Genomic DNA, 23,539 nt, shown 5'->3' on the forward strand with positions numbered 1-23,539 from the left:
AAAAAAACTTCAGTAAAATTACTGAAGTTTCATTTAGTATGTTAAGATTTACTAGATTTTCACAAAGAAGGTTTAATCTTAGCCATAAGCCTTTCCACTCTGGCTTTAATATCCGATTTATCGGAAATCTGCCAAGCACTGATAGAAAAGGTATTACCTTTAGTTCTAACCATCAGTCCATAATCAGCATTGTCAGATGTCCATATTCCTGGTGATGACGGATTGCCGAATTCTTCCTTAACTATTGACTCTACGCTTTGTACTTTATCTGCTGTAGATTGGATATCTTCTCTGTATTTATATTTTTCCTGAGAAAATCCAATTACTGAAAATAAGCTCAAAAACAAAATTAAAAGTTTATTTTTCATAGTTATGTATTTAGTATCTGCAAGGTATAAAAAAATCAGGTTAGTATTTGAAATAATTAATTTATACTTGCAATATTCTGTTTATTATTGTATTTAAATGCCCAATATTCGTGCCAAATACATGTTAACGAAAATAACCCATTGTAAATGAATACAATGGGTTGAGTATTTTAATAAGTAATAAAATTACTTTTTGTAATTCTTGTATTTATTAAAGAACTTGTCAACTCTTCCGGCAGTGTCAACTAACTTAACTTTTCCGGTATAGAATGGGTGAGAAGTACTTGAAATCTCCATTTTAACCAATGGGTATTCTGTTCCTTCATACTCAATAGTGTCTTTTGTTTCTGCTGTCGAACGGCAAATAAACACCTCGTCGTTACTCATGTCTTTGAAAACAACTAATCTATAATTATCCGGATGAATGTCTTTTTTCATTTTGCTAAAAATTTGAGTGGCAAATCTACAATTTTTTTTACTAACAGACAAGAAGTTTGAATAAAAAAAAGAAGATTTAAAAATTAATATATTTTTAAAGAAAAGACTACCTGTTAATTTTTACTAATTTCATGTAAATGAAAAGATTATTTATTAAAAATAAATGACCTTTTTCAGTCTATTTACATTAAAAAATTATAGTTAAAAAATGAACAGGCAATGATTATTCTTAATTTAATTTTGTTTGTAAACCTTGATCAATAGCGTCCAAAAACTCTTCCGTGTTTAAGTAATCTGTTCTGGTCAGTTTATCTCCTTTAACTAAAAGAGCTAAATCTTTAGTCATTTTTCCATTTTCAACAGTTTCTATACAAACTTTTTCAAGAGTTTCAGCAAAATTTACCAGCTCAGGAGTATTGTCTAGTTTTCCTCTATGTATTAATCCTCTTGTCCAGGCAAAGATAGAAGCAATAGGGTTAGTAGATGTTTCTTTTCCTTCCTGATGAAGTCTGTAATGGCGGGTAACTGTTCCGTGAGCAGCCTCTGCTTCTACGGTTTTACCATCCGGTGTAACCAATACGGAGGCCATCAGTCCTAAAGAGCCAAAACCTTGTGCTACAGTATCAGATTGTACATCACCATCATAATTTTTACATGCCCATACAAATCCACCATTCCATTTCATTGCTGATGCTACCATATCATCAATTAATCTGTGTTCATAAGTAATACCTAGCTCTTTAAATTTATTCTGATACTCATTCTCATAAATTTCCTGAAATATATCTTTAAATCTTCCATCGTATGCTTTCAGAATAGTATTTTTTGTAGATAAATATAATGGCCATTTTTTAGTTAATGCCATTTGGAAAGACGAATGGGCAAAGCCTCTGATGGATTCATCGGTATTATACATTGATAAGGCAACACCGCTATCTTTAAAATCATAAACATCCCAAGTCTGAGGCTCTCCGTTTTCTGGTGTAAAAGTCATGGTTAATTTACCAGGACCTTTCGTGACAACGTCTGTGGCTTTATATTGATCACCAAACGCATGTCTTCCTATAACAATAGGTTGTGTCCATCCTTGTACATAACGAGGAACATTATTCATGATTATGGGTTCTCTGAATACAGTTCCACCAACAATATTACGAATAGTACCATTGGGAGATTTCCACATTTTTTTAAGATTAAACTCTTTTACGCGGGCTTCATCAGGAGTGATTGTTGCACACTTTACTGCAACATTATATTTTTTTGTAGCTTCTGCCGAATCAATAGTTACCTGATCATTTGTTTTATCCCTATTTTCAATTCCTAAATCAAAATATTTTAAGTCGATATCTAAATAAGGAAGAATTAATTTATCCTTGATAAATTTCCAGATTATTCTGGTCATTTCATCCCCATCCATTTCAACTACCGGGTTAAGTACTTTTATTTTTTGCATAATAAATATTGATTGGTTTTTCCAAATATAATAAGTCTTAAGCTAGTAATGCAAATATTTATCTTATAATTTTTGCTTATCTTTATAGAATGTTTTTTTTATAAATATCCAGAATTTATCTCTCACTTTTATTTTAGAATTAAATTTTTTTTATTTCAATTTTGCCAATATATTAAGATTATAAAAACTGCTTTTTTATTTTATATTTAGCTATTTTTAATAGAATTTTAAGTGTTAGTTCAATATCGGTTTATCTTAAAATTCTGCAATAACTAAAATGCTAAATCTTTTATGCTTTGCCACTTCCAGATGTAAGCAAGTGATGCCATTTTTGTGCAGTACGTTTGATTTTAAAAATAAATTTAATAATATAAATATGATTTTTCTTAAAGTGTACACATCAAATTACAATATATCTTCTAACCCTGTTACCTTTTGCTGTAAACGCAAAATTCATTTACTAAATATAAATTTTTAAAACTCTATTCTTTAGAAAGGCAGATGTTTGTAAATTCGTTGAGATTTTTATAATAAAGTTTGGTATAGAATTTTCATTTGATTCTATAACAGTATAAATAAATAATTAAATGAAAAAAACGTTGGTTATAGGCGCTTCGGAAAATCCAGAAAGATATAGTTACAAAGCGGTTAAACTTTTAAGACAATATGAGCATCCGGTTGTAGCTATAGGAAATAAAGAGGGCTCAATAGGAGATGTCTCTTTTTCCAAAGAATTGCCTGATATCATTGATTTGGATACTATAACTTTATATTTAAATCCTGATAGGCAAAAAGAGTATTATGAATATATTATTTCTTTGAAGCCTAAAAGAATTATATTTAATCCGGGAACAGAAAATAACGAGTTAGTAAAATTAGCACAGGATAACAATATTGTTTCAGAAGAAGCCTGTACATTGGTATTATTAAGAACCAATCAATATTAGCAAAATTTTTTTACTATCAGTAGTATATATAAATAAGATTTTATCCGAAAATATAATAAAAAAGTATGCTTCAAAAAATTTAGTTTTTGAAGCATAATATGTTTTAATTTATTTTAAAATCTTAGAACATAGGGTGTTGGTTTTTAGATTCTTTAGGTACATTTTGATGTACATCCCAATGCTCAACTATTTTTCCATTGATTACCTTAAAAATATCTATAGTAGAAGTAAGTGTTCCATCAGGATTTGAATTTTTAATGTGTAAAAAAACTAGATCTCCTTCAGCTGCTGCGTGCTGCACGTCAATACTAGTTTTTCCCTGACCTTTAAACCATATTTCAGCTTCTTTTTTTAAAGCTTCTGCTCCGTCTGCAACTGTAGGATTATGTTGAATATAGTCTTCAGCAACATACTTGTCGATTGCAGATAAGTCTTTATCTCCAAAAAGTTTCTGATAAAAATCTAATACTAATTTTTTGTTATTTTCTGCCGAATTATATATTGTTTCAACACGTTCAGTTGAAGTCTTGTTTTCCGTTTCATTTTTTTTCTTTTCACAACTTGATATCATTCCTAAAATTAAAACGACAATGCTTAAGATTACTTTTTTCATTTTCTTATTTTTTTCAAATATATAAATTATTCTGTAATATTTAAAGTTACAGTTTTAAATTTGATTAAAAACTTTATATTAGTGAAAAAATATTTATACTCATTAATGTAACAGCTTAGAGAAAAATTAATAAATTCATTTATATGTAAATAAATGAGTGTAAATCTTTTAAATGTTTAAGGAAAAAAGTAATATTATTTTGCTAAGATTCTCTTTTTTTTATTAAATTACAATTGCTGATAAATTTATTATAACAGTTATTATTTTTTAACTTTAAAAAAGCATTGATTGCAGTTTCTAAGGATAATCTCACTGTTTATAATTGTATGGATACAGCTAATCAAATCAAATGGTCTTATGTATCAATTATTTAAGCAATTGATACGCCATCAAAGCAAATAAATATGCGATGCCAGTCATTGCAAATAATTGAATTGTGGGCCACTTCCATGAATTAGTTTCTTTTTTTACAATGGCAAGAGTGCTAATGCATTGCATAGCAAAGGCATAGAAAAGTAATATAGAGACACCTGTTGCAAAGTTAAAAGTAGGTTCTCCTGTATTATGGTTAATATCTTTGCGCATAAGCTCTTTTAATTTTAGGTTTTCTTCACCATCATCTTCCATACTGTAAATAGACGCTAAGGTTCCAACAAATACTTCTCTGGCGGCAAATGAAGATAAAATACCTATATCAATTTTCCAATCGTAACCTAACGGTTCAAAAATGGGTTCAATACTTTTACCAAATCTTCCCAAATAAGAATCTTCTAAAGAAGTTTCTTTTAAAAAGTATAATTTTTGATCTTCTTCATTTTTAGCAAAACCATAAGTACCCAGAGCCCATAGTATAACGCTGACGGCTAAAATTATTTTACCAGCATTAGCAACAAAACTCCACGAATTTTCAAATAAACCATAAAATACATTTCTCCAGAATGGTACCTTATAATTAGGCATATCAAGAATCAGATAACTCTTATATTTAGATTTTATAAATTTATTGGCAATAGCTGCTCCAATGAATGCCATAATTACGCCTAGAAGATACATAAGCATCATTGTTAATCCTTGATAATTGAAGAAACCTTTACCTTTTGGGATAATTAATGCAATAATTATAGAGTATACTGGTAATCTTGCTGAACAAGTAATGAAAGGGGTTACTAATATGGTAATGAGTCTTTCTTTAGCATTTTCAATGTTTCTGGCAGACATAACAGCGGGAATTGCACAGGCTGCACCCGACAATAGTGGAACTACACTTTTACCGTTTAAGCCTACTGGCCTAAACCATCGATCCATAAGAAAAACCACACGCGACATATAACCACTTTCCTCCATTAACATAAGGAAAAAAAACAAAATGGCTATTTGAGGTACAAAAACGGCAACTCCGCTAATACCTGGTAATATACCATCAGCAACAAGCTCCATAAGAGGTCCACTAGGTAAATGTTCTTTCAGTAGGTTGCTAGAATAAGCAAATATTTCTTCAATCCAATCCTGAGGAAAGCTGGATAGATAAAAAAGAGATTGAAATATGAGGAATAAAATACCAAAAAATAAAATATAGCCCCAAAAAGGATGAGTTGCTATTTTATCTATTTTATTGGTCAAAGTCTGAAACGTAAGATCTTTATGAATTATTTTTTCTACTAAGCTATCAATTTTCTGATGTCTTGAAATAGTTTCTTTTAATTGGAGCCTTTTAGGAACTAATTTATATTCTTTTATAATTTCAGCAGCCTTTTCTCTAAATTGGTTAGGAATAATTTCGTTTTTAGACTGCGATAATAGCAACCATGCTAAATAATCATTTAATTTAAAATTTTCTTTAAATTCTTGTACAGCTTTTTCATACTCGCTAGGATATTTAAAAGATGGAGAAGATGAAGCAGTAGTCCCTTTAAAAATAGCTTCTTTCAGTTCTGTAATTCCTTTGCCTTTTCTTGAGCTGATTAGGACAACAGGAGTATCAAAATATTCAGGAATATTATTTTCTTTTATAATAATTCCTTCTTTTTCAATATCATCAATCTGATTAATGGCTAATATTACCGGAAGTTCTAAATCTTTAACTTGTTCATAAAGAAATAAACTTCTTTTCATATTGTGAACATCTGCCACTACAACTATACAATCAGGATAATCTGGATTGTTGGGAGATGTTAAAATATTTAAAACCAGTTCCTCATCTGCTGAAGAAGGACATAAGCTATAAGTTCCCGGAAGATCCAGCAGATTGTATTCAATATTTTTAAATATAAATTTGCCTTTCTTTTTTTCAACAGTTATTCCAGGGTAGTTACCGGTTTTTTGATGTAAACCACTTAATTGATTAAATAGGGTAGTTTTTCCTGAATTAGGATTACCAATAAGAGCGATATTTTTTTTGTTCATTTTCCTTTTCTTACACCAATTCAATCAAAATGCTCTTGGCTTCTTCCTTTCTTAGCATTATAGTACTTTTTTCTTTACCATACTCCAGATATAGCGGACCGTTCCATGGGGCTTGTCTTTTAAGTTTCACCACAACTCCAGGTACAATTCCCATTTCTAATATTTTTGCGGGAACCTCTTCTTCAGAAAATCCGATAACCTTTGCTGATTGAGTAGGTTTAAGTATAGATAAAGAAACACTGCTAAGCATAATTTTAGATATTATGATTTTCGCAAATATATGAATTATTTGTATTTAATCTAAATAAATTTAAAAAATGTTTAATGTATTTATAATCAGTTGTATTGTTGGTTTTTAGCTTAATTAAAAACTTAATATACATTATTATATTACGAAATAAAAAATGCTGACATTAGAAATATATTAAAATTCATATAGTTTTGTTTTTCTATTGAAAATTATAATTATGAAGAAAAAAGTATTATTTTTCACCTTTTTTATTACCACAATCCTTGTGCAGGCCGGAGGTTTCAGGGTTTCATTGCAAGGAGTTCGCCAGGCAGCTATGGCGCATACAAGTGCCCATACCCGAGATGCCAGCGTTGCTTTTTTTAATCCTGCCGGAATAGCCTTTATTCCTTCCAAACTTAGTATTTCAGCCGGAGGTTTCGGTGTTTTTGGAAAAGCAGAATATCAGAATAGAGAAACTTTATACAAATCTCATACCGATAATCCTGTAAGTACTCCTATGGCTTTCAATATTGCATACAAGGCAACGGATAAATTATCTGTAGGTTTCAGTTTAACTACTCCCTTTGGAAGTGGTGTTGATTGGGGGAGAAATTGGGCAGGTCAGGATCTGATTACAAAAATTGAGTTACGTTCATTTTTCTTACAGCCAACTATCGCATACCGTTTTAACGATTGGTTTAGTGCAGGTGTAGGATTTATTCATGCAGTGGGAAGTGTAAATTTACAACGTTCTCTTTCAGCCGTAAACGGCAGGATGAAATTGGAAGATAAAAATGCTTCAGGTAATGGTTTTAATCTGGGAATGTATTTTAAGCCTACCAAAGATTTGGATATTAGTATTGCCTACCGTTCAAAAGTAGATATGGATGCTGTAAACGGAAAAGCTGATTTTGATTTACCTTCATCATTAGTGGGAACGGATTTATTTGTTACAGCACATGATAAATTTCATGCAACTTTACCATTAGCTTCTGAATTTACTTTAGGAGTGACCTATAGAGTGATTCCCAAATTATCTGTTTCTGCAGATTGGAATGTATCCGGATGGGAAAGATACGAATATCTGACTTTTGAATTTGAAAAAAATAAAATAGGAAATGATCCTTTACATCCAAATATTTCAACATCACCTAAATTTTACAAATCAACAAGTACGTTTAGGGTAGGAGCAGAATATTTAGCAACTGATGTTTTAGCTTTACGTTTGGGGTATTATCACGATCAATCGCCTGTAAAAGATGTTTACTGGAATCCGGAAACACCAAGTACTGATAATAATGCTTTAACAGGAGGGGTAGGATATAGTTTTTTTGATAAAAAATTAATGTTGGATTTGACGGGTATTTACTATGTAGGTCAACAAAGAAGAGTTGCCAATGAATTCTATAATTTTTATGGAGATGCAAAACTTAACAGTTTCATTTTAGGATTTGGAATTACATGGAATCCGTTTTAATCAATTACACAAAATTTTAAAAATGAAAAAAATGAAAAAATATAATATAATAACTGTAATATTAATTTTTTTAACGCTGGTAGTATCCTGTAACAATAATGATGTTTCAGACGTTAAAGTAGAATCTGGAACTGCTGATTTTTCCAAGTATGTAGCTTTAGGAAATTCACTTACTTCCGGTTATAGAGATAATGCTTTATACATATCAGGACAAAGAGAATCGTATCCGGCAATTATTGCAGAGCAAATGAAACGAGCAGGAGGAGGAGATTTTAAAATTCCTTATATGTCTGATGAGCTAGGCGGTATACCATCAGTCGGAGTTAATAACAAATTAATTTTATCTGTGGTAGGCAGTAGCTTAGCTCCGGTTCTGGCAACTGGTACAGCAACCACCACATTAGATAATATTTATTCACAAGGACCTTTCCAAAACTTAGGAGTTCCAGGTGCTAAATCTTTTCATTTGATAGCTCCAGGATATGGAAATCCGGCTAATTTAGCCTCAGGTAATGCAAATCCTTATTTCGTAAGATTTGCTTCCAGTGCGAATGCTACAGTTTTAGAAGATGCCGTTTCTCAAAATCCTACATTTTTTTCATTATGGATTGGAAATAACGATGTCTTGGGATATGCGACTTCAGGTGGAGACGGTTCAAATTCAATCACTGCAACCTCGCAATTTCAGTCTGCTTATTTACAATTAGTTCAGGGATTAGTAGCCAAAGGAGCCAAAGGTGTAGTAGCAAACCTTCCTAATGTTACCAGTATTCCGTTTTTTACAACAGTACCCTATAATCCATTAACTCCGGCTACTCTAACCGCAAGTGATCCTAATCAGATTGAAAAGTTAAATCAGGCTTTTTCACAATTAAATCAAGTTTTTGATTATTTAAATCATCCGGAAAGAAAAGTAAGTTACTCTTCCACATCATCAAATCCAGTACTGATTAAAGATAAAGCTCTAACAGATCTTAGTGCACAGATTACCCAGGTATTGGTTTCTCAGGGAATTTCTTCTACGCAGGCAGCGTTATATGGTTCATTATACGGTCAATCCAGACAGGCAACAAAGTCTGATTACTTATTATTAACTATATCAGGTGTTTTAGGGAAACCGAATTCTGAGGCAATAAATTCTGGTGTTCCGGCTGAATTAGCAGTTAATGGAATTACATATCCGCTTGCAGACAAATGGGTGTTAACTTCTGATGAAATTGCGAATATTAATACAGCAACTACCCAGTTTAATTCTATCATAAAGAGTACAGCAGATCAATACGGTTTAGCTTTTGCTGATGTAAACAGCTTAATGGTAGATTTAAGCGGAAAATCCGGAATAATTTACGATGGAGTGACCTATACAAGCAAATTTGTAACCGGAGGAGCATTTTCCCTGGATGGAGTACACCCAACAAGCAGAGGGTATGCTTTCATAGCTAATGAATTTATAAAAGCAATTAATAAGAAATATTTATCCAATTTACCACAGGTAAACCCTAATATATATCAGGGAATAACATTCCCTTAATATGATTAAATATTTAATGTGATTAAACTGAGCAAAATTTTTGTTCAGTTTTTTTATAAATAGTGTGTGAAAAAATTATAAATTTGCAGCAATCGTTTCGAAACTAATTTAACTAATTATAAATGAGTCAACCTGTTCATATTTTCTCAACCAGAGAAAATGTAGCTTTAGCAGAAAAAATATCACAAAATTATGGGATGCCTTTAGGAAAAATGAGCTTCTTTGATTTTAGTGATGGAGAATATCAACCTTGTTTAGAAGAGTCGGTAAGAGGATCCAGAGTTTTTATTATCGGATCAACTTTTCCACCGGCAGATAATTTAATGGAAATGTTGTTGATGATTGATGCTGCTAAAAGAGCATCTGCAGATAAAATTACAGCAGTAATTCCTTATTTTGGTCTGGCAAGACAGGATAGAAAAGATAAACCACGGGTTCCGATAGGAGCCAAGCTAGTGGCCAATTTATTAAGTGCAGCAGGAGCTACACGAGTGATGACAATGGATTTACATGCTGACCAGATTCAGGGATTTTTTGAAATTCCTGTAGATCACCTGTTTGCATCCAGTATTTTTGTTAAATATGTACAATCGTTAAATTTGGATAATCTTACGATAGCATCTCCGGATATGGGAGGAGCTAAAAGAGCTAGAACTTACGCCAGTCATTTAAATGCAGATGTGGTTATTTGCTATAAAGAGCGTAAAAAAGCTAATAATGTAGATTATATGACTTTGATTGGAGATGTTAATGGAAGGAATGTTATTCTGGTTGATGATATGATTGATACTGCCGGAACTTTGACTAAAGCGGCAGATATTATAATGGATGCCGGAGCTTTAAGTGTTAGGGCTATGGCTACTCACCCAGTATTTTCAGGTGGAGCTTATGAACGAATCAACGATTCCAAATTAGAAGAAGTTATTGTAACTGATTCTATTCCATTAAGAAATACTTTTATAAGTAAAATAAAAGTGTTATCTTGCGCCCCTCTGTTCGGCGAGATAATGAATCTGGTACATAACAGAGAATCAATAAGTAAGAAATTTATAATATAAATATATTTTATGAAATCAATTACAATTCAAGGAGAAAAAAGAGAAAGCGTAGGTAAAAATTCATCAAAAGCCTTACGTAATGCTGAAAAAGTTCCTTGTGTTGTTTATGGAGAAAAAGAAGTTTTACACTTCTCAACAGACGAAAAAAGTTTTAAAAACTTGGTTTATACTCCCGAAGCACACACAGTTACTTTAGAAGTTGAAGGTAAAAAAATAGAAGCTATTTTACAAGACTTACAATTTCACCCGGTTTCAGATAAAATCATACATGCTGATTTTTATGAATTAAACCCACAGAAGCCAGTAACTATGGAAGTTCCGGTTGTTATTACCGGTAGAGCTAAAGGGGTAGTAAGAGGAGGAGCTTTACGTATTAATTTGAGAAAATTAAAAGTAAGAGCTATACCTGCTGATTTACCAGATGAAATAGTTGTTGATATAACTTCATTAGACGTTGGAAATAAATTTGAAGTGTCTAAAGTTGAAAAGAAAAATTTCCAGATTCTACACCCGGATAGTACTGTTATTGCAGCAGTTAAAACATCTCGTAATGTTAAAGCCGGACCAGTTGATGATGAAGAATCTGCTGGAGAATAACAAAAATAAAATCAATAAAAAAAGCTGCCGATATTCGACAGCTTTTTTTTATTTCTTCAAAGCTTCAATAAATTTGGGTAAATATTCCGGTAAGTCAGGAGGTCTTCTACTGGATATGATATGCCCGTTTGTTATTACAGCCGCATCATGCCAGATAGCGCCAGCATTAGTCATATCATCTTTTATACCCGGTGTGCTTGTGACGTTAATCCCTTTAAGTATTCCTGCGGAAATAAGTACCCACCCGGCATGACAGATTTGTCCGATAGGCTTTTTTTCTTCATGGAAATATTGAATCATTTCCAGTATGCGGGGTACTCTTCTTAAATAATCCGGAGACCATCCTCCAGGAACTAAAATACCATCATAGTCCTTATAATTAATACTTAAGTAAGAATCGTCAGAAATGGCAGGAACACCATATTTACCTATATATTTTTCTTTACTTTTCTCTCCGGTAAGTATAACCTCAATACCTTCTTCTCTTAGTCTTAAAACCGGATACCAAAGCTCTAAATCTTCAAAATCATTGCTGATTAAAGCTATTACTTTTTTTGTTTTCATTGTTTACAGGATTTCTTAAAAACAAAAATAAGTATAAATTTAAAATTTAACGAATACCTTTTTTAAAACTATGATATTAGTATATTGTTTCCTTTCTTACAATCTTTTTTTTGTTTTTAGCAAGCATAATGATTGATATCAAGCCCATAAAAATCATAATTACCATTTGCAAACCGTGAGATAGTAATGCATAAGAATAGCCGATATCTTTACCTTCAACAGCAGAATTTCCAAGACTTAAAAATAAAGCAGAAAACCCAATCATCATAGCTCCGTGATAAGCTCCTATTCCACCAGAAGCTGGAACCAACATGCCTAAAGTTCCTACAGCAAGAATATAAAAACCTGTTTGCAATGGTATGGAAGAGGTCTCAGGTAAAGCAAAAATGACCAGATAAGAAGCAAAAAAGTAACATATCCATATTCCAAAGGAAAGTAATATGAACTTAATTCGTTGTTTTAATTTAAAAACAGAAATCAATCCTGTTGCTATACCTTTTAATAATTTAGTAATTTTTTTAGATATTGATAATTGTAAAATTTTTCTTCTAAAAATAATAAAGATTAGTCCAATTATTACGACTAAAAATCCCGCGACGTAATATAATGTATAATCCTTAACAGCCTCAGGTTGCTCTGATTTTCCCAATAAATCAAAAAAGGCCAAAAGTGCATTGTAATTGAAGATAAGAGCAAGTAAAAGAAATATCAGCATAAAGCATAAATCAATGATGCGCTCAGTTACAATGGTTCCGAAGGATTCGGTAAAGGGTACATCTTCAACAGTCTGTAATGCGCTGGCTCGACCGATTTCTCCCATCCTTGGAATTCCAAGATTTAAGAAATAACCAAAGGATAAGGACCATAGTGAATTTGAGTTGCTGATTTTGTATCCCATAGGTTCTAAAAGTAGGTTCCATCGGATAGCTCTGATCCAATAAGCACCAATACCAAATATAGCAGCAATACCTATCCAAAAATAATCAGCCTTTTTAACTACAGCAATTGTTTTTTCTACAAAATCTCCACCAAGACTTCTGGAGACTAGGTACATTAAGCCCCCTGCGATTAATATAGAAACACCAATAGTTAAAGTGTTTTTTAAATTTTTATTCATAAATAGTAATCATAGTTAGACTTTCAGATAAATTTTAATCTAAAAGATTTGTTTTTTCATTCGGGAAAATTATACTTGGCTGAAAATTTTTAGCTTCTTCAGGATCCATTAAGGCATAAGCGATAATTATAATAATATCTCCTTTTTGAACTTTTCGGGCAGCAGGTCCATTCAAGGTTATTTCACCCGAGTTTTCAGCTCCTTTGATAACGTAAGTTTCAAATCTTTCTCCATTGTTTACGTTAACAATACTCACTTTTTCACCTGCAATCAGTCCTGAAGCATTGATAAGAGTTTCATCAATAGTTATACTTCCTATATAATCCAATTCAGCACCTGTAACCGTAACCCGGTGAATTTTTGATTTTAATACTTCAATCAACATTTTTTATATTTTAAAAATACAGATAACAAATATATTGTTTTTAAATTATTTTAATTGCAGGTTGTCAATTAAACGAACATCTTTGGCGTAAGCAGATACGAAAGCCCTATAGCTTTTTCCTTCTTCAAAATTAACTGCTGGTAACAGGGTATCTTCTTCTGCTATAATGAAATATTCCAGTTCTAATTTAGATTCTGAATATATTTTTTCAACCTTGGAAATTATCTCATTAGGTGAGGAATTTTCTGCCAGTTCTTCAGCTTTTTTCAAGCTCAGGTAAATAATTGCTGCATTATTTCTAAATTCAGGTTCCAGTCTCATGTTTCTCGAGCTCATTGCTAAACCGTCAGTTTCTCGAACGATAGGGATTCCTACAATTTTCACAGGTAATTTTTCTGCATCCACTAAAGTTCGGATAATTTGGAGTTGTTGAAAATCTTTTTCACCAAAATAGGCGTGTGTAGGCTGTATCTGTAAAAACAGTCTTTTTACAACAGTAGCTACTCCTTGGAAATGACCAGGCCTGAAAGTACCTTCCATAACCTTATCTAATCCGTTTAAATAAATATTTTCACTTTCAGGTCCCTCCGGATAGATATCGTCTATACTGGGGAAATATACAGCATCACAACCTGTTATTTCCAGTTTTTTTATATCTTCAGTCTCAGTTCTGGGATACTTTTGTAAATCGTCCGGATTATTAAATTGTGTAGGATTAACAAAAATACTGCACAACGTATATTGGTTTTCTTCGATTGATTTTTTTATAAGTGTAATGTGTCCTTGATGTAAAGCTCCCATGGTCGGAACAAAACCCAGGGTTAGTCCTTTAGAGCGTATTGACTGAACAAAATCAACTACTTCTTCTCTCGTTTTTAGTATAAGCATTCCGTTTTATTTAGTGACAAATATCATACTTTAAAGTGCAAACTTACTACATTTGATTAATTTTTTGTAACTTTGCAATTAAATTTTAGTAATCAGTTTATACTTCGAGCAATGAGTTCAAAAAGAATACTTCATGTTACTTCTGAATTAGTCCCCTATTTTAATGAGAATCCTATATCTTCAGGAGTATACAATTTAGCCAAACAAATGTTTGCCCAAGGAAATGACGTCAGGATTTTTATGCCAAGATTTGGATTAATTAATGAGAGAAGGTTTCAGCTTCACGAAGTAATCAGACTATCAGGAATGAATCTGATCATCAATGATTTGGATCAACCTTTAGTTATAAAAGTAGCTTCTCTTCCGGGAGAACGTATGCAGGTTTATTTTATAGAAAATCAGGAATATTTTCAAAGAAAAGCTACATATCAGGACGATTCAAACCAGTGGTTTGGTGATAATGATGAACGAGCAGTTTTTTTTATAAAAGGTGTTTTAGAAACTATTAAAAAATTAAATTGGGTTCCTGATGTAATACATGTTCATGGATGGATGGCCAGTTTTTTGCCTATTTATTTGAGAACCAATTACTCTTCAGATGCTTTTTTTAGCGATATCAAAATTGTTACTTCTGTTTACAATCATGGTAAAGATGCATTGTTCAGTGATAATTTGAAAGATATTCTTGAATTTGATAATATAAATACCGGTAATCTTACATACTTAACAGACAATTCTTACGTTAGTGTTGTAAAACAGGCCATGCAGGATTCCGATACAGTAATCAAAGGTGAAGAAATTCTTTTGGATGAGCTGGAAGATATGTTTACTAATTTAGAAAACCCAAAATTTGATTTTCTTCAAAATGACGATATTACAATCGTTTATCAGGAGGCTAACGAAATTAAGATTCAAGAGTAACTTAGATATATGAAAATATTTAAATATGAGTTAAAGTTATTGGTATTAAGTTTTATATCAATAACTTTTTTATTAAGTTGTGAAAATGATACGACAGATATCGGATCCAATTTAATTCCTGATAAATCTACAGGGAAAGTAGCTTATGTAGATGCAGTTGCTTATAATGTAACAAATAACGATTCTATTCGTGCTGACTACAAAACTTTAACCAATGGTTTGGTAGGTATTTTCGAAGATAATGTTTTTGGTACTTCTACAGCAGCTTTCAATACTCAGGTCAGGCTGGCTTCAACCAATGAAATATCAGGAACTGTACAGGTTGTTGATTCTGTGGTTTTAGCAATTTTTCCAACCTACAACTCTTCATCATCAAAAACAAAAGAAGTTTCTTTAAGTGGTGATAGAATAAAAACTGTAACAACTTATCCACTTTCTTATTTTTTGGGAAAAACAGGAACAAGTATGAATTTGAACGTACATAGAATTGAAACTTTTTTAGAATCATCAGAATCTCAGTTTTATTCTAATAAAGAAGTTTCAGTTGGAGATTTACTAGGTACGTTAACGGTTAATGATTCAGTTTTTAGTACAGGGATAAAGAAAACTGATGGCACGGTTGTACAGGAAACTAATACACCAGGTTATAGAGTTAAGCTTAATACTTCTTATTTTAAACAAAACTTTTTTGATAAAAAAGGATCTTCAGATCTAAGTGATAATTCAAGATTCATTCAATACTTTAAAGGTATAAGAATTTCAGCTTCGGATATTACATCAAAATTCATGTTTAATTTTCCTACAAGTACCATCACTTTGATTGCTTATTACAGATATAAAGATGCCAGTACGGATACTGAATATAAAAGTGCACAATATGCTTTCACCATGGGGTCTTCTTATAATTCATCCTTGGGTGAATATAGATTCGATAGGACAAAAGCAAGTACTCAATTCAATCAGCAAATGTCTGCTCCTGACAAAACTTCTGGAGAAGAACAATTATTTTTACAAGGAATGGGTGGCCCTTCAATTAACATAAAGTTAGACGATACTCAGCTAGCAGCAATAAAAGATTCTGTTGAAAATAAAGGTTGGGCTGTAATTGATGCTAAATTAAAATTTTATATAGCACAAGAACCTGTATCAAAACCTAACCGTATTTATGGATATAATTTTACTCAGAAAAAACAAATGGTTGATTTAACCAGTTTTGGAAGTTTAACAGGATATGCCTTTAACCCAGTCTATGATTTTACTAATAATCCGGGTTATTATGTTTTAAATGTGACGCAGTCCATTAAAAACATAGTTGAAAAAAATGAAGCTAATGATGAGCTACAGGTTGGTATAGGAAATTTCTTAGTCAATAGTAGTAGCGTAGCTATAGGATATTACAGAACATCGAGACCTTACGAACCATTTAGACTCGTATTTTATGGTAATAAAACTACCGGGGATAAAAAATTGAGATTAGAAGTAACTTATACTAAAAATTAAAATTATATTTATAATTAATACTAAATTTAAATTTGTATGTGTGGAATAACAGGGTATATAGGTAGTAAAGAAGCTTATCCCATCATAATAAACGGGTTAAAAAGACTGGAATACAGAGGGTACGATAGTGCGGGTATAGTACTGATTGAAAATGGTAACTTTGAGTTAAGAAAAACTAAAGGTAAGGTTTCTGATTTAGAAGAAAGATGTACAGATTTAAATTCAAAGGCTACTATCGGAATTGGCCATACTCGTTGGGCAACACATGGTGTACCAAGTGATACCAATTCTCATCCTCATTTATCAAACAATGGAAAAATAGCACTTATACATAACGGAATCATTGAAAACTATGATACACTGAAAATAATGCTTACTTCCAAAGGTTTTACATTCAAAAGTGAAACAGATACAGAAGTTTTAGTTAACCTTATTCAGTTTATGCAGGATTCTCAGCAAGTAGATTTATCCACAGCAGTTAGATATGCATTAAATGAAGTTATCGGAGCTTATGCAATTGCAGTAATGGAAGTTGACAAACCGGAAGAAATTGTTGTAGCCAGATTAAGTAGTCCTTTAGCAATAGGAATAGGGGAAAATGAATATTTTATTGCTTCAGATGCATCGCCTTTTATAGAATTTACTAAAGAAGCTATGTACCTTGAAGATGGTGAGATGGCACGCATTACTTTAAAAGGAGTTGATGTATATAAAATTAAAGATAATACCAAAGTAAGTCCTATTATTCAAGAATTAAAACTTAGCTTGGAAGAAATAGAAAAAGGCGGGTATGAGCATTTCATGCTAAAAGAAATACACGAACAGCCTAAATCTATCATGGATACCATGAGAGGAAGATTATTGGTTGAAGAAGGTATTATTCAGATGGCAGGTATATGGGATTATCAGGAAAAATTTTTAAATGCTGAAAGAATCATTATAATATCATGTGGAACGTCGTGGCATGCAGGATTGGTTGGAGAGTATTTAATTGAAGATTTGGCAAGAATACCGGTAGAAGTTGAATATGCATCTGAATTTAGATATAGAAATCCAATTATAACAGATAAGGATATAGTAATAGCTATTTCTCAATCTGGTGAAACTGCAGATTCTTTAGCCGCATTAAAACTTGCCAAGGAAAAAGGAGCGTTTATTTATGGTATTTGTAATGTTGTAGATTCATCCATAGCACGGTTAACCGATGCTGGATCATATACACATGCAGGTCCTGAGATAGGAGTTGCTTCAACAAAGGCTTTCACTGCTCAGCTTGCAGTTCTCGCAATGATTGCAATTAAATTAGCTAAACACAAAGGTACGATTAGCAAAGAAAAATTTAATTCATTAATTACCGAGCTGGAAACTATACCGGAAAAAGTAGAGGAAGTAATTAAAGTAACTGAAGAACAGATTAAAAAGATTGCAGAACAATATGCTGGCGTTAGTAATTGTTTATACTTAGGACGTGGGTATAACTATCCGATAGCTTTGGAAGGTGCTCTTAAATTGAAAGAAATTTCTTATATACATGCAGAAGGTTATCCTGCTGCAGAAATGAAGCATGGGCCTATTGCATTAATTGATGAAAACATGCCTGTAGTTGTTATTGCTCCAAAAACAGAACATTACGAAAAAATTGTAAGTAATATTCAGGAGATTAACTCCAGAAGAGGAAAAGTAATAGCCATTGTTACTGAAGGTGATACCCAAGTTAAAGGAATGGTTACAGAATCTATCGAAGTACCAGATGTTTCCGAATGTTTTACTCCAATTTTAACATCAATTCCCTTACAGTTGTTAGCTTATTATATAGCTGTTTTAAGAGGTGTTAATGTAGATCAGCCACGAAATTTAGCAAAATCTGTTACTGTTGAATAATACTTAACATTACATAAAATAAAAAAAGACCTGAATATTCAGGTCTTTTTTTATTTTGGGTAGTAAATATCATAGAAATTACCATTTAAAAATCGTAAAATACATAAAGAAATAGAGTAATTTTGTAAAAAATAAATAAACAATGAATAAAAAAGTAATCTTGATGATTTTAGATGGGTGGGGTATAGCTACAGATAAAAGTGTCTCAGCTATAGATCAGGCTCATACACCATTTATGGATAGTTGTTTTCAAAAATATTCAAATACTACTTTGGTTACTTACGGTCTGGATGTAGGACTGCCTAAAGGACAGATGGGAAACTCTGAAGTTGGGCATATGAATTTAGGAGCCGGAAGAGTTGTTTACCAAAATTTAACAAAAATAAATTTGGCTGTAGAAAATGGAACACTTGGAAATGAGGAAGAATTAAAAAAAGCTTTTGAATTTGCAAAGTCAAACAATAAACCTGTACATTTCATAGGATTAGTATCTGATGGAGGTGTACATTCTCATATTACTCATTTAAAGGCTTTAGTTGAGTCAGCAAACGCTTCGGATGTGAAAAATGTCTATGTTCATGCTTTTACAGACGGAAGAGACTGTGATCCGCAAAGCGGTAAAAAGTTTATTAGTGAAACTATTGATTTTTGTAAAGAAAACAATGCTAAATTAGCATCAGTCGTTGGTAGATACTATGCGATGGATAGAGATAAACGATGGGAAAGAGTGAAAATTGCCTATGATGTTATGATTAATGCAGAAGGAAATTTAACAGATCAACCATTAGAAGCTATTCAACAATCTTATAATGAGGGAATAACCGATGAATTTTTAATGCCGATTGTTGTCTCTGAAAATGGAAATCCAGTTGCAAAAATTCAGGAAGGAGATGTAGTTATCTGTTTTAATTTCAGAACTGATCGTCCAAGAGAAATTGTTGATGTTTTATCTCAGCATGATCATCCAGAAGTAGGAATAAAAAAACTGGATTTATATTTTGTTACTATGACTGAGTATGATGAAACATTTTCCAATATTCACGTTATATTTAAAGAAGATACAATTAAAAATACTCTAGGAGAAGTTATAGCAAATGCTGCTATGAAACAAATACGTATTGCTGAAACTGAAAAATATCCCCATGTTACTTTCTTTTTCTCGGGTGGGGAAGAAAAAGTTTTTGCCAATGAACAAAGAATTTTAGCTCCTTCGCCTAAAGATGTTCCTACCTATGACCTTAAGCCTCAAATGGCAGCCTATGACATAAGAGATGCAATTATTCCGGAATTAGAAAAACAAGAAGTTAATTTTGTTTGTCTGAATTTTGCTAATGCTGATATGGTAGGTCATACAGGAGTTTTTGAAGCAGCTGTAAAAGCAGCGGAAGTTGTGGATGAATGTGCTGGTGATATTTGTCAGACTGCATTGAAAAATGGATATACTACATTGATCATTGCAGATCATGGTAATTCTGATAAAATGAAAAACGAAGACGGATCTCCAAACACTCAACATACAACCAATCTGGTACCTTTGGTTGTTGTAGATGAACAGCAATATAAATTGAAACAGGGAAAATTAGGAGATATAGCTCCTACAATTTTAACTTTAATGGGATTACCTATCCCTGTTGAAATGACAGGTGATATTTTAATACAAGATTAGATAAAACTTTCTGATTATCAGATTATATGCATTTTGATATAATTATTTTTATTTCATTATTCGTAGGTTTAACATATAAAATTAAAAATATTTGTATGTTTTATCTTTGATTTTTGTTATTTATTTAACATATTTTTAACAATTTTGAAATATTGTCAGATAGGGTATAATAACTATTTTTGTACAAAGTCTCAAAAAGCGATTGTTAACACAGAAATTTATTTTTTTTAACTAAATAATATTATTAAAATTCTTATTATGTCATTTAAAGCCAAACTAGAAGTAGCAGGTAAAAAGTATAATATTTTAAATATTAATTACTCGCTTGCTCAAGAAACAGATCCAACAGGACGACCGTCTTCTCAAACAAGAGGAGGTAGAATAGAAATTACTGTAGAATCTACGGGAGAAACAGATATTTTTGAATGGATGACCAACAGTTTTGAGAGAAAGGACGGAAAAGTTGTCTTTGTAAAAAGAGACTCTGACGCAACTCTCAAAGAACTTAATTTTTTTGACGGATACGTTGTAAAGTACAAAGAAAATTTTGATGCTATTGGTAGAAATCCTTTAACTGAGACTTTTACCATATCAGCAAAGGGGATCAAAATGGGTACTGGAGAACATATTAATGAATGGGTATAACCTTTTTTTAGTACATTCACCTAGATAAGTACACATAGGAAATTAAAAATAAAAGGGGGTTTTTGACTCCCTTTTTTCATAGCGTATTAATTATAAAATTACAATTATGTCATCTTTTTTAGCTAAAATAGAAATCGACGGAGAAAGTTATAATGTTTTAAATTGTAGATACAGTTTTGTTCAAGGTGTTGATAGTACCGGAAAACCTCAGGCAACTATAAGAGGTGGACAAATTGAATTGACTGTTGAATCTAATGGGAAATCAAATTTTATAGATTGGATGTTATCTTCTGAAAAAACAAAAGATGCCTCAATAGTATTTTATCGTAGAGATGCTATGAGTCGTTTGCAGGAAGTAAAATTTGAAAAAGGATATTGTATAGAATTTTCTGAAGAATTTAATTCAGTAAATTCAGATCCCATGTCAATAAAAATGTTAATTGTTGCTAAAACAATTACGATTGCCAATGTAGCTTTTGAAAATAGTTGGAAAATAGGTAGTTGAAAAAAGCCTCTTTAAGAGGCTTTTTACTATTTTATAATTTTTAGTTCATTAATCAGTCTTTGCGCATTTGCGTATTTATCCATAATAAAAAGAACATAGCGCATATCTACCATAATATTTCTACAGATTTTAGGATCATAATTAAGGTCGCTCATCGTTCCTTCCCATACTCTGTCAAAATTTAGTCCTACTAAGTTTCCGTCAGCATCTAAAGCAGGACTTCCGGAATTTCCACCAGTCGTATGATTCGTAGCAATATAATTGACAGGTAATTCACCATTTTGTGCATAAGAACCATATTCTTTTTTATTATATAAATCTAATAGTTTATCGGATACATCAAACTCATAATCTCCGGGTACATATTTTTCTACAACACCCTTTAATGTTGAAAACGGCTCGTAATATACAGCATCCTTGGGCTGATATCCATCAATTTTACCATAAGTTACACGTAAAGTCGAGTTAGCATCGGGAAAGAATTTTTTATTAGGAAAAGCTCTTAGTTGAGCTTCCATATACTGCCTTTGTAAGCTGTCCAGTTTGTCCTGATATAAATAATAATCAGGAGCAATACCATTCCTGTATATATCTAAATAAGAAGATACAAAATTAATAACCGGATCGTTTTTTAACACTTTAACTATTTCATCTTGTTTTGAATCTTTAAGAAATTGTATCAGATTACCTTTTTTTCCAGTTACCAATGAATGATCCCAAAGCTGAGACATATAATTTTCTGTATACTCTTTCGATTGAAATTCAATATAATTTTGAGGTTGAAATTTAGGTTCTATATTTTGAGAATACAAAGAAACTAATTGTGCCGAAACTTGCTTATCTAATTCTGCATCATAGTTTTTTAAAATTCCGCTTATAGTACCTATTGTTTTTTCTTTAGAAACACTAAAAGAGCTTAAAGGTTTTAGTAGATCTGATAACAAAATGGCCATTTTAAAGGTTTCTGAATTATAGTAGAAAACCTCATTAAAATAAACAAAACCTTTTACATAAGTATTGTTTTTAGAGTAGATCTGATTAAAAGAATTTAATAAATCACCATATTTATTTTTTTCATCCTGGTGGGCATTTAAGAAAGAGGAAAACTCTTTTTCATAAGCTAACTTTTTAGCTACTGCTTGAGATTGTACCAATCCTTGTTTTTCTCCTATCCATTTTTTCCATCCATTTGCAATAGAAGCATATTTTGAAGAATATTTAATTTTAATTTCTTTGTCTTCCCTCATTTTTTTATCCAAAATTTTAAGAGTAGCATCTCTTAATGAAATTCTCGCAGGGTTAATAGTTTCAATTCTCTGTATCAATGCATAGGAAGGTAAGTATTCCTGAGTATTTCCAGGAAACCCGTAGACAAAAGAAAAATCTCCTGATTTTTTTTCTTTAATTGATATAGGTAAAAAATATTTGGGTTTATAAGGAACATTATCTTTTGAGAATTTAGCTGGCTTATTATTTTTATCAGCGTAAATTCTGAATAATGAAAAATCACCGGTATGTCTTGGCCATACCCAATTATCAGTATCAGAACCGAATTTACCAATAGAAGACGGAGGAGCTCCAACTAATCGTACGTCTTCAAAAGTTTCTGTTAAAAATAAGTAATACTGATTTCCATTGTAAAAAGGTATAATTTTAATACCTTGATAGTCTTCTTTTTTAAAACTTTGAGCAAGGGCAGCAATATTTGAATCAATTATAGTACTGCGTTCTGTTTCAGACAAATTTAGATTAATACCATTTAAAACAGATGTAGTAACGTCCTTTATATCCACAATAAACGTAACATTTAATCCATCATTGGGGAGTTCACTCTCTAAGCTGTTTGCCCAAAAACCATTGGAAAGTAAATTGTTATTTACCGTGGAATGAGATTGTATTTGAGAATATCCACAGTGGTGATTGGTCAATAATAAACCCTGAGGCGAAATTATTTCCGATGTACAACCTCCTCCAAAGTGAGCAATTGCATCTTTAATACTTGTTTTATCAGGATCGAAAATTTGTTTTGCAGAAATTTTCATTCCCATTTGTTTCATTTCCTTTTCATTTAATTGATTAGGAATCCACATTCCTCCACCTTGCTGAGCATTAAACCCTTGTTGGTTAACAAGTAAGATCAGAGTAATCAGAATTAATTTCGTATTTATTTTCATATAAAAAAACGTATTTTTCAAATATAAAAAAATTGAAGTGATTTTAATTAGAGATACTAACAAATTGAATGTATTTTAAATTAATTAATTAAATTTGTTATAAGCAGATAAAGTTTTTGTATATTAACCTATGAAAGACTTTTATCACAAAGAGTTTTCTATACGCTAAAATAATA

22 protein-coding genes are annotated in these 23,539 nt (G+C 31.6%); 11 read left to right on the top strand and 11 right to left on the bottom strand.

Annotation, left to right across the window (positions count from 1 at the left end; translation table 11 throughout):
* Nucleotides 1–59: 59 nt before the first annotated feature.
* The 3 genes from EQ921_RS11035 to EQ921_RS11045 form a co-directional block, all read right to left on the bottom strand.
* Entirely contained in the window at nt 60–368 is a 309-nt protein-coding gene (locus EQ921_RS11035; RefSeq protein WP_128151726.1) for a hypothetical protein, read from the bottom strand.
* A 186-nt stretch (nt 369–554) separates the two neighbouring features.
* Nucleotides 555–806, bottom strand: a complete 252-nt coding sequence (locus tag EQ921_RS11040) for a type B 50S ribosomal protein L31 (protein WP_128151728.1) — start codon at nt 804–806, stop codon at nt 555–557.
* Between the two features lie 229 nt (nt 807–1,035).
* The gene (locus tag EQ921_RS11045) at nt 1,036–2,259 is read right to left on the bottom strand and encodes an isocitrate dehydrogenase (NADP(+)) (RefSeq protein ID WP_128331696.1); all 1,224 of its coding nucleotides are present in this window, start codon (nt 2,257–2,259) and stop codon (nt 1,036–1,038) included.
* Between the two features lie 587 nt (nt 2,260–2,846).
* On the opposite strand from EQ921_RS11045, the gene EQ921_RS11050 reads away from it, so the two are divergent.
* Entirely contained in the window at nt 2,847–3,206 is a 360-nt protein-coding gene (locus tag EQ921_RS11050; protein WP_128331697.1) for a CoA-binding protein, read from the top strand.
* Between the two features lie 121 nt (nt 3,207–3,327).
* Here EQ921_RS11050 and EQ921_RS11055 read toward each other — a convergent pair whose 3' ends face one another.
* The 3 genes from EQ921_RS11055 to EQ921_RS11065 all read right to left on the bottom strand — a co-directional run bounded on the left by EQ921_RS11055 (nt 3,328) and on the right by EQ921_RS11065 (nt 6,472).
* Nucleotides 3,328–3,819: an ester cyclase gene (locus EQ921_RS11055; protein ID WP_128331698.1), complete on the bottom strand. Its 492-nt coding sequence runs from the start codon at nt 3,817–3,819 to the stop codon at nt 3,328–3,330.
* A gap of 366 nt (nt 3,820–4,185) precedes the next feature.
* Entirely contained in the window at nt 4,186–6,222 is a 2,037-nt protein-coding gene (gene feoB / locus EQ921_RS11060; protein WP_128331699.1) for a ferrous iron transport protein B, read from the bottom strand.
* A gap of 10 nt (nt 6,223–6,232) precedes the next feature.
* On the bottom strand, nt 6,233–6,472 hold the full coding sequence (locus EQ921_RS11065; RefSeq protein ID WP_128151738.1) for a FeoA family protein: 240 nt from the start codon (nt 6,470–6,472) through the stop codon (nt 6,233–6,235).
* 217 nt (nt 6,473–6,689) lie between these two features.
* Here EQ921_RS11065 and EQ921_RS11070 point away from each other — a divergent pair, with 217 nt between their 5' ends.
* The 4 genes from EQ921_RS11070 to EQ921_RS11085 all read left to right on the top strand — a co-directional run bounded on the left by EQ921_RS11070 (nt 6,690) and on the right by EQ921_RS11085 (nt 11,117).
* Nucleotides 6,690–7,931: an OmpP1/FadL family transporter gene (locus EQ921_RS11070; protein WP_128331700.1), complete on the top strand. Its 1,242-nt coding sequence runs from the start codon at nt 6,690–6,692 to the stop codon at nt 7,929–7,931.
* Nucleotides 7,932–7,962: 31 nt separating this feature from the next.
* Nucleotides 7,963–9,462: an SGNH/GDSL hydrolase family protein gene (locus EQ921_RS11075; RefSeq protein ID WP_128331701.1), complete on the top strand. Its 1,500-nt coding sequence runs from the start codon at nt 7,963–7,965 to the stop codon at nt 9,460–9,462.
* 122 nt (nt 9,463–9,584) lie between these two features.
* The gene (locus EQ921_RS11080; RefSeq protein WP_128151744.1) at nt 9,585–10,520 is read left to right on the top strand and encodes a ribose-phosphate pyrophosphokinase; all 936 of its coding nucleotides are present in this window, start codon (nt 9,585–9,587) and stop codon (nt 10,518–10,520) included.
* Between the two features lie 9 nt (nt 10,521–10,529).
* On the top strand, nt 10,530–11,117 hold the full coding sequence (locus tag EQ921_RS11085) for a 50S ribosomal protein L25/general stress protein Ctc (protein ID WP_128151746.1): 588 nt from the start codon (nt 10,530–10,532) through the stop codon (nt 11,115–11,117).
* A gap of 48 nt (nt 11,118–11,165) precedes the next feature.
* On the opposite strand, the gene EQ921_RS11090 is transcribed toward EQ921_RS11085, so the two are convergent.
* The 4 genes from EQ921_RS11090 to panC form a co-directional block, all read right to left on the bottom strand.
* Entirely contained in the window at nt 11,166–11,681 is a 516-nt protein-coding gene (locus EQ921_RS11090; RefSeq protein ID WP_128331702.1) for a type 1 glutamine amidotransferase domain-containing protein, read from the bottom strand.
* A gap of 76 nt (nt 11,682–11,757) precedes the next feature.
* A complete protein-coding gene (locus tag EQ921_RS11095) occupies nt 11,758–12,798 on the bottom strand; it encodes a lysylphosphatidylglycerol synthase transmembrane domain-containing protein (protein ID WP_128331703.1) in 1,041 nt (346 codons plus the stop codon).
* A gap of 34 nt (nt 12,799–12,832) precedes the next feature.
* The gene (panD, locus tag EQ921_RS11100; protein ID WP_128151752.1) at nt 12,833–13,183 is read right to left on the bottom strand and encodes an aspartate 1-decarboxylase; all 351 of its coding nucleotides are present in this window, start codon (nt 13,181–13,183) and stop codon (nt 12,833–12,835) included.
* 45 nt (nt 13,184–13,228) lie between these two features.
* The gene (panC, locus tag EQ921_RS11105; RefSeq protein WP_128331704.1) at nt 13,229–14,071 is read right to left on the bottom strand and encodes a pantoate--beta-alanine ligase; all 843 of its coding nucleotides are present in this window, start codon (nt 14,069–14,071) and stop codon (nt 13,229–13,231) included.
* A gap of 111 nt (nt 14,072–14,182) precedes the next feature.
* On the opposite strand from panC, the gene EQ921_RS11110 reads away from it, so the two are divergent.
* The 6 genes from EQ921_RS11110 to tssD (EQ921_RS11135) all read left to right on the top strand — a co-directional run bounded on the left by EQ921_RS11110 (nt 14,183) and on the right by tssD (EQ921_RS11135) (nt 21,189).
* Complete coding sequence (locus EQ921_RS11110) at nt 14,183–14,992, top strand: glycogen/starch synthase (protein ID WP_128151756.1); 810 nt, start codon at nt 14,183–14,185, stop codon at nt 14,990–14,992.
* Nucleotides 14,993–15,001: 9 nt separating this feature from the next.
* Complete coding sequence (locus EQ921_RS11115; protein WP_128331705.1) at nt 15,002–16,492, top strand: DUF4270 domain-containing protein; 1,491 nt, start codon at nt 15,002–15,004, stop codon at nt 16,490–16,492.
* A 36-nt stretch (nt 16,493–16,528) separates the two neighbouring features.
* Nucleotides 16,529–18,373: a glutamine--fructose-6-phosphate transaminase (isomerizing) gene (gene glmS, locus EQ921_RS11120; RefSeq protein ID WP_128151760.1), complete on the top strand. Its 1,845-nt coding sequence runs from the start codon at nt 16,529–16,531 to the stop codon at nt 18,371–18,373.
* A 142-nt stretch (nt 18,374–18,515) separates the two neighbouring features.
* Complete coding sequence (gpmI, locus tag EQ921_RS11125) at nt 18,516–20,039, top strand: 2,3-bisphosphoglycerate-independent phosphoglycerate mutase (protein WP_128331706.1); 1,524 nt, start codon at nt 18,516–18,518, stop codon at nt 20,037–20,039.
* A gap of 258 nt (nt 20,040–20,297) precedes the next feature.
* The gene (gene tssD, locus EQ921_RS11130; RefSeq protein ID WP_128151764.1) at nt 20,298–20,684 is read left to right on the top strand and encodes a type VI secretion system tube protein TssD; all 387 of its coding nucleotides are present in this window, start codon (nt 20,298–20,300) and stop codon (nt 20,682–20,684) included.
* A gap of 106 nt (nt 20,685–20,790) precedes the next feature.
* The gene (tssD, locus tag EQ921_RS11135) at nt 20,791–21,189 is read left to right on the top strand and encodes a type VI secretion system tube protein TssD (RefSeq protein ID WP_128331707.1); all 399 of its coding nucleotides are present in this window, start codon (nt 20,791–20,793) and stop codon (nt 21,187–21,189) included.
* A 26-nt stretch (nt 21,190–21,215) separates the two neighbouring features.
* Here tssD (EQ921_RS11135) and EQ921_RS11140 read toward each other — a convergent pair whose 3' ends face one another.
* The gene (locus EQ921_RS11140; protein WP_128331708.1) at nt 21,216–23,363 is read right to left on the bottom strand and encodes a S46 family peptidase; all 2,148 of its coding nucleotides are present in this window, start codon (nt 23,361–23,363) and stop codon (nt 21,216–21,218) included.
* Between the last annotated feature and the right edge of the window lie 176 nt (nt 23,364–23,539).

It is taken from the genome of Apibacter sp. HY039, from assembly GCF_004023655.1.
Lineage (GTDB): Bacteria > Bacteroidota > Bacteroidia > Flavobacteriales > Weeksellaceae > Apibacter > Apibacter raozihei.

Coding starts and splice junctions, on each gene's coding strand:
- EQ921_RS11035 (WP_128151726.1), bottom strand. CDS start 368: ATGAAAAATAAACTTTTAATTTTGTTTTTGAGCTTATTTTCAGTAATT.
- EQ921_RS11040 (WP_128151728.1), bottom strand. CDS start 806: ATGAAAAAAGACATTCATCCGGATAATTATAGATTAGTTGTTTTCAAA.
- EQ921_RS11045 (WP_128331696.1), bottom strand. CDS start 2,259: ATGCAAAAAATAAAAGTACTTAACCCGGTAGTTGAAATGGATGGGGAT.
- EQ921_RS11050 (WP_128331697.1), top strand. CDS start 2,847: ATGAAAAAAACGTTGGTTATAGGCGCTTCGGAAAATCCAGAAAGATAT.
- EQ921_RS11055 (WP_128331698.1), bottom strand. CDS start 3,819: ATGAAAAAAGTAATCTTAAGCATTGTCGTTTTAATTTTAGGAATGATA.
- feoB (WP_128331699.1), bottom strand. CDS start 6,222: ATGAACAAAAAAAATATCGCTCTTATTGGTAATCCTAATTCAGGAAAA.
- EQ921_RS11065 (WP_128151738.1), bottom strand. CDS start 6,472: ATGCTTAGCAGTGTTTCTTTATCTATACTTAAACCTACTCAATCAGCA.
- EQ921_RS11070 (WP_128331700.1), top strand. CDS start 6,690: ATGAAGAAAAAAGTATTATTTTTCACCTTTTTTATTACCACAATCCTT.
- EQ921_RS11075 (WP_128331701.1), top strand. CDS start 7,963: ATGAAAAAATATAATATAATAACTGTAATATTAATTTTTTTAACGCTG.
- EQ921_RS11080 (WP_128151744.1), top strand. CDS start 9,585: ATGAGTCAACCTGTTCATATTTTCTCAACCAGAGAAAATGTAGCTTTA.
- EQ921_RS11085 (WP_128151746.1), top strand. CDS start 10,530: ATGAAATCAATTACAATTCAAGGAGAAAAAAGAGAAAGCGTAGGTAAA.
- EQ921_RS11090 (WP_128331702.1), bottom strand. CDS start 11,681: ATGAAAACAAAAAAAGTAATAGCTTTAATCAGCAATGATTTTGAAGAT.
- EQ921_RS11095 (WP_128331703.1), bottom strand. CDS start 12,798: ATGAATAAAAATTTAAAAAACACTTTAACTATTGGTGTTTCTATATTA.
- panD (WP_128151752.1), bottom strand. CDS start 13,183: ATGTTGATTGAAGTATTAAAATCAAAAATTCACCGGGTTACGGTTACA.
- panC (WP_128331704.1), bottom strand. CDS start 14,071: ATGCTTATACTAAAAACGAGAGAAGAAGTAGTTGATTTTGTTCAGTCA.
- EQ921_RS11110 (WP_128151756.1), top strand. CDS start 14,183: ATGAGTTCAAAAAGAATACTTCATGTTACTTCTGAATTAGTCCCCTAT.
- EQ921_RS11115 (WP_128331705.1), top strand. CDS start 15,002: ATGAAAATATTTAAATATGAGTTAAAGTTATTGGTATTAAGTTTTATA.
- glmS (WP_128151760.1), top strand. CDS start 16,529: ATGTGTGGAATAACAGGGTATATAGGTAGTAAAGAAGCTTATCCCATC.
- gpmI (WP_128331706.1), top strand. CDS start 18,516: ATGAATAAAAAAGTAATCTTGATGATTTTAGATGGGTGGGGTATAGCT.
- tssD (WP_128151764.1), top strand. CDS start 20,298: ATGTCATTTAAAGCCAAACTAGAAGTAGCAGGTAAAAAGTATAATATT.
- tssD (WP_128331707.1), top strand. CDS start 20,791: ATGTCATCTTTTTTAGCTAAAATAGAAATCGACGGAGAAAGTTATAAT.
- EQ921_RS11140 (WP_128331708.1), bottom strand. CDS start 23,363: ATGAAAATAAATACGAAATTAATTCTGATTACTCTGATCTTACTTGTT.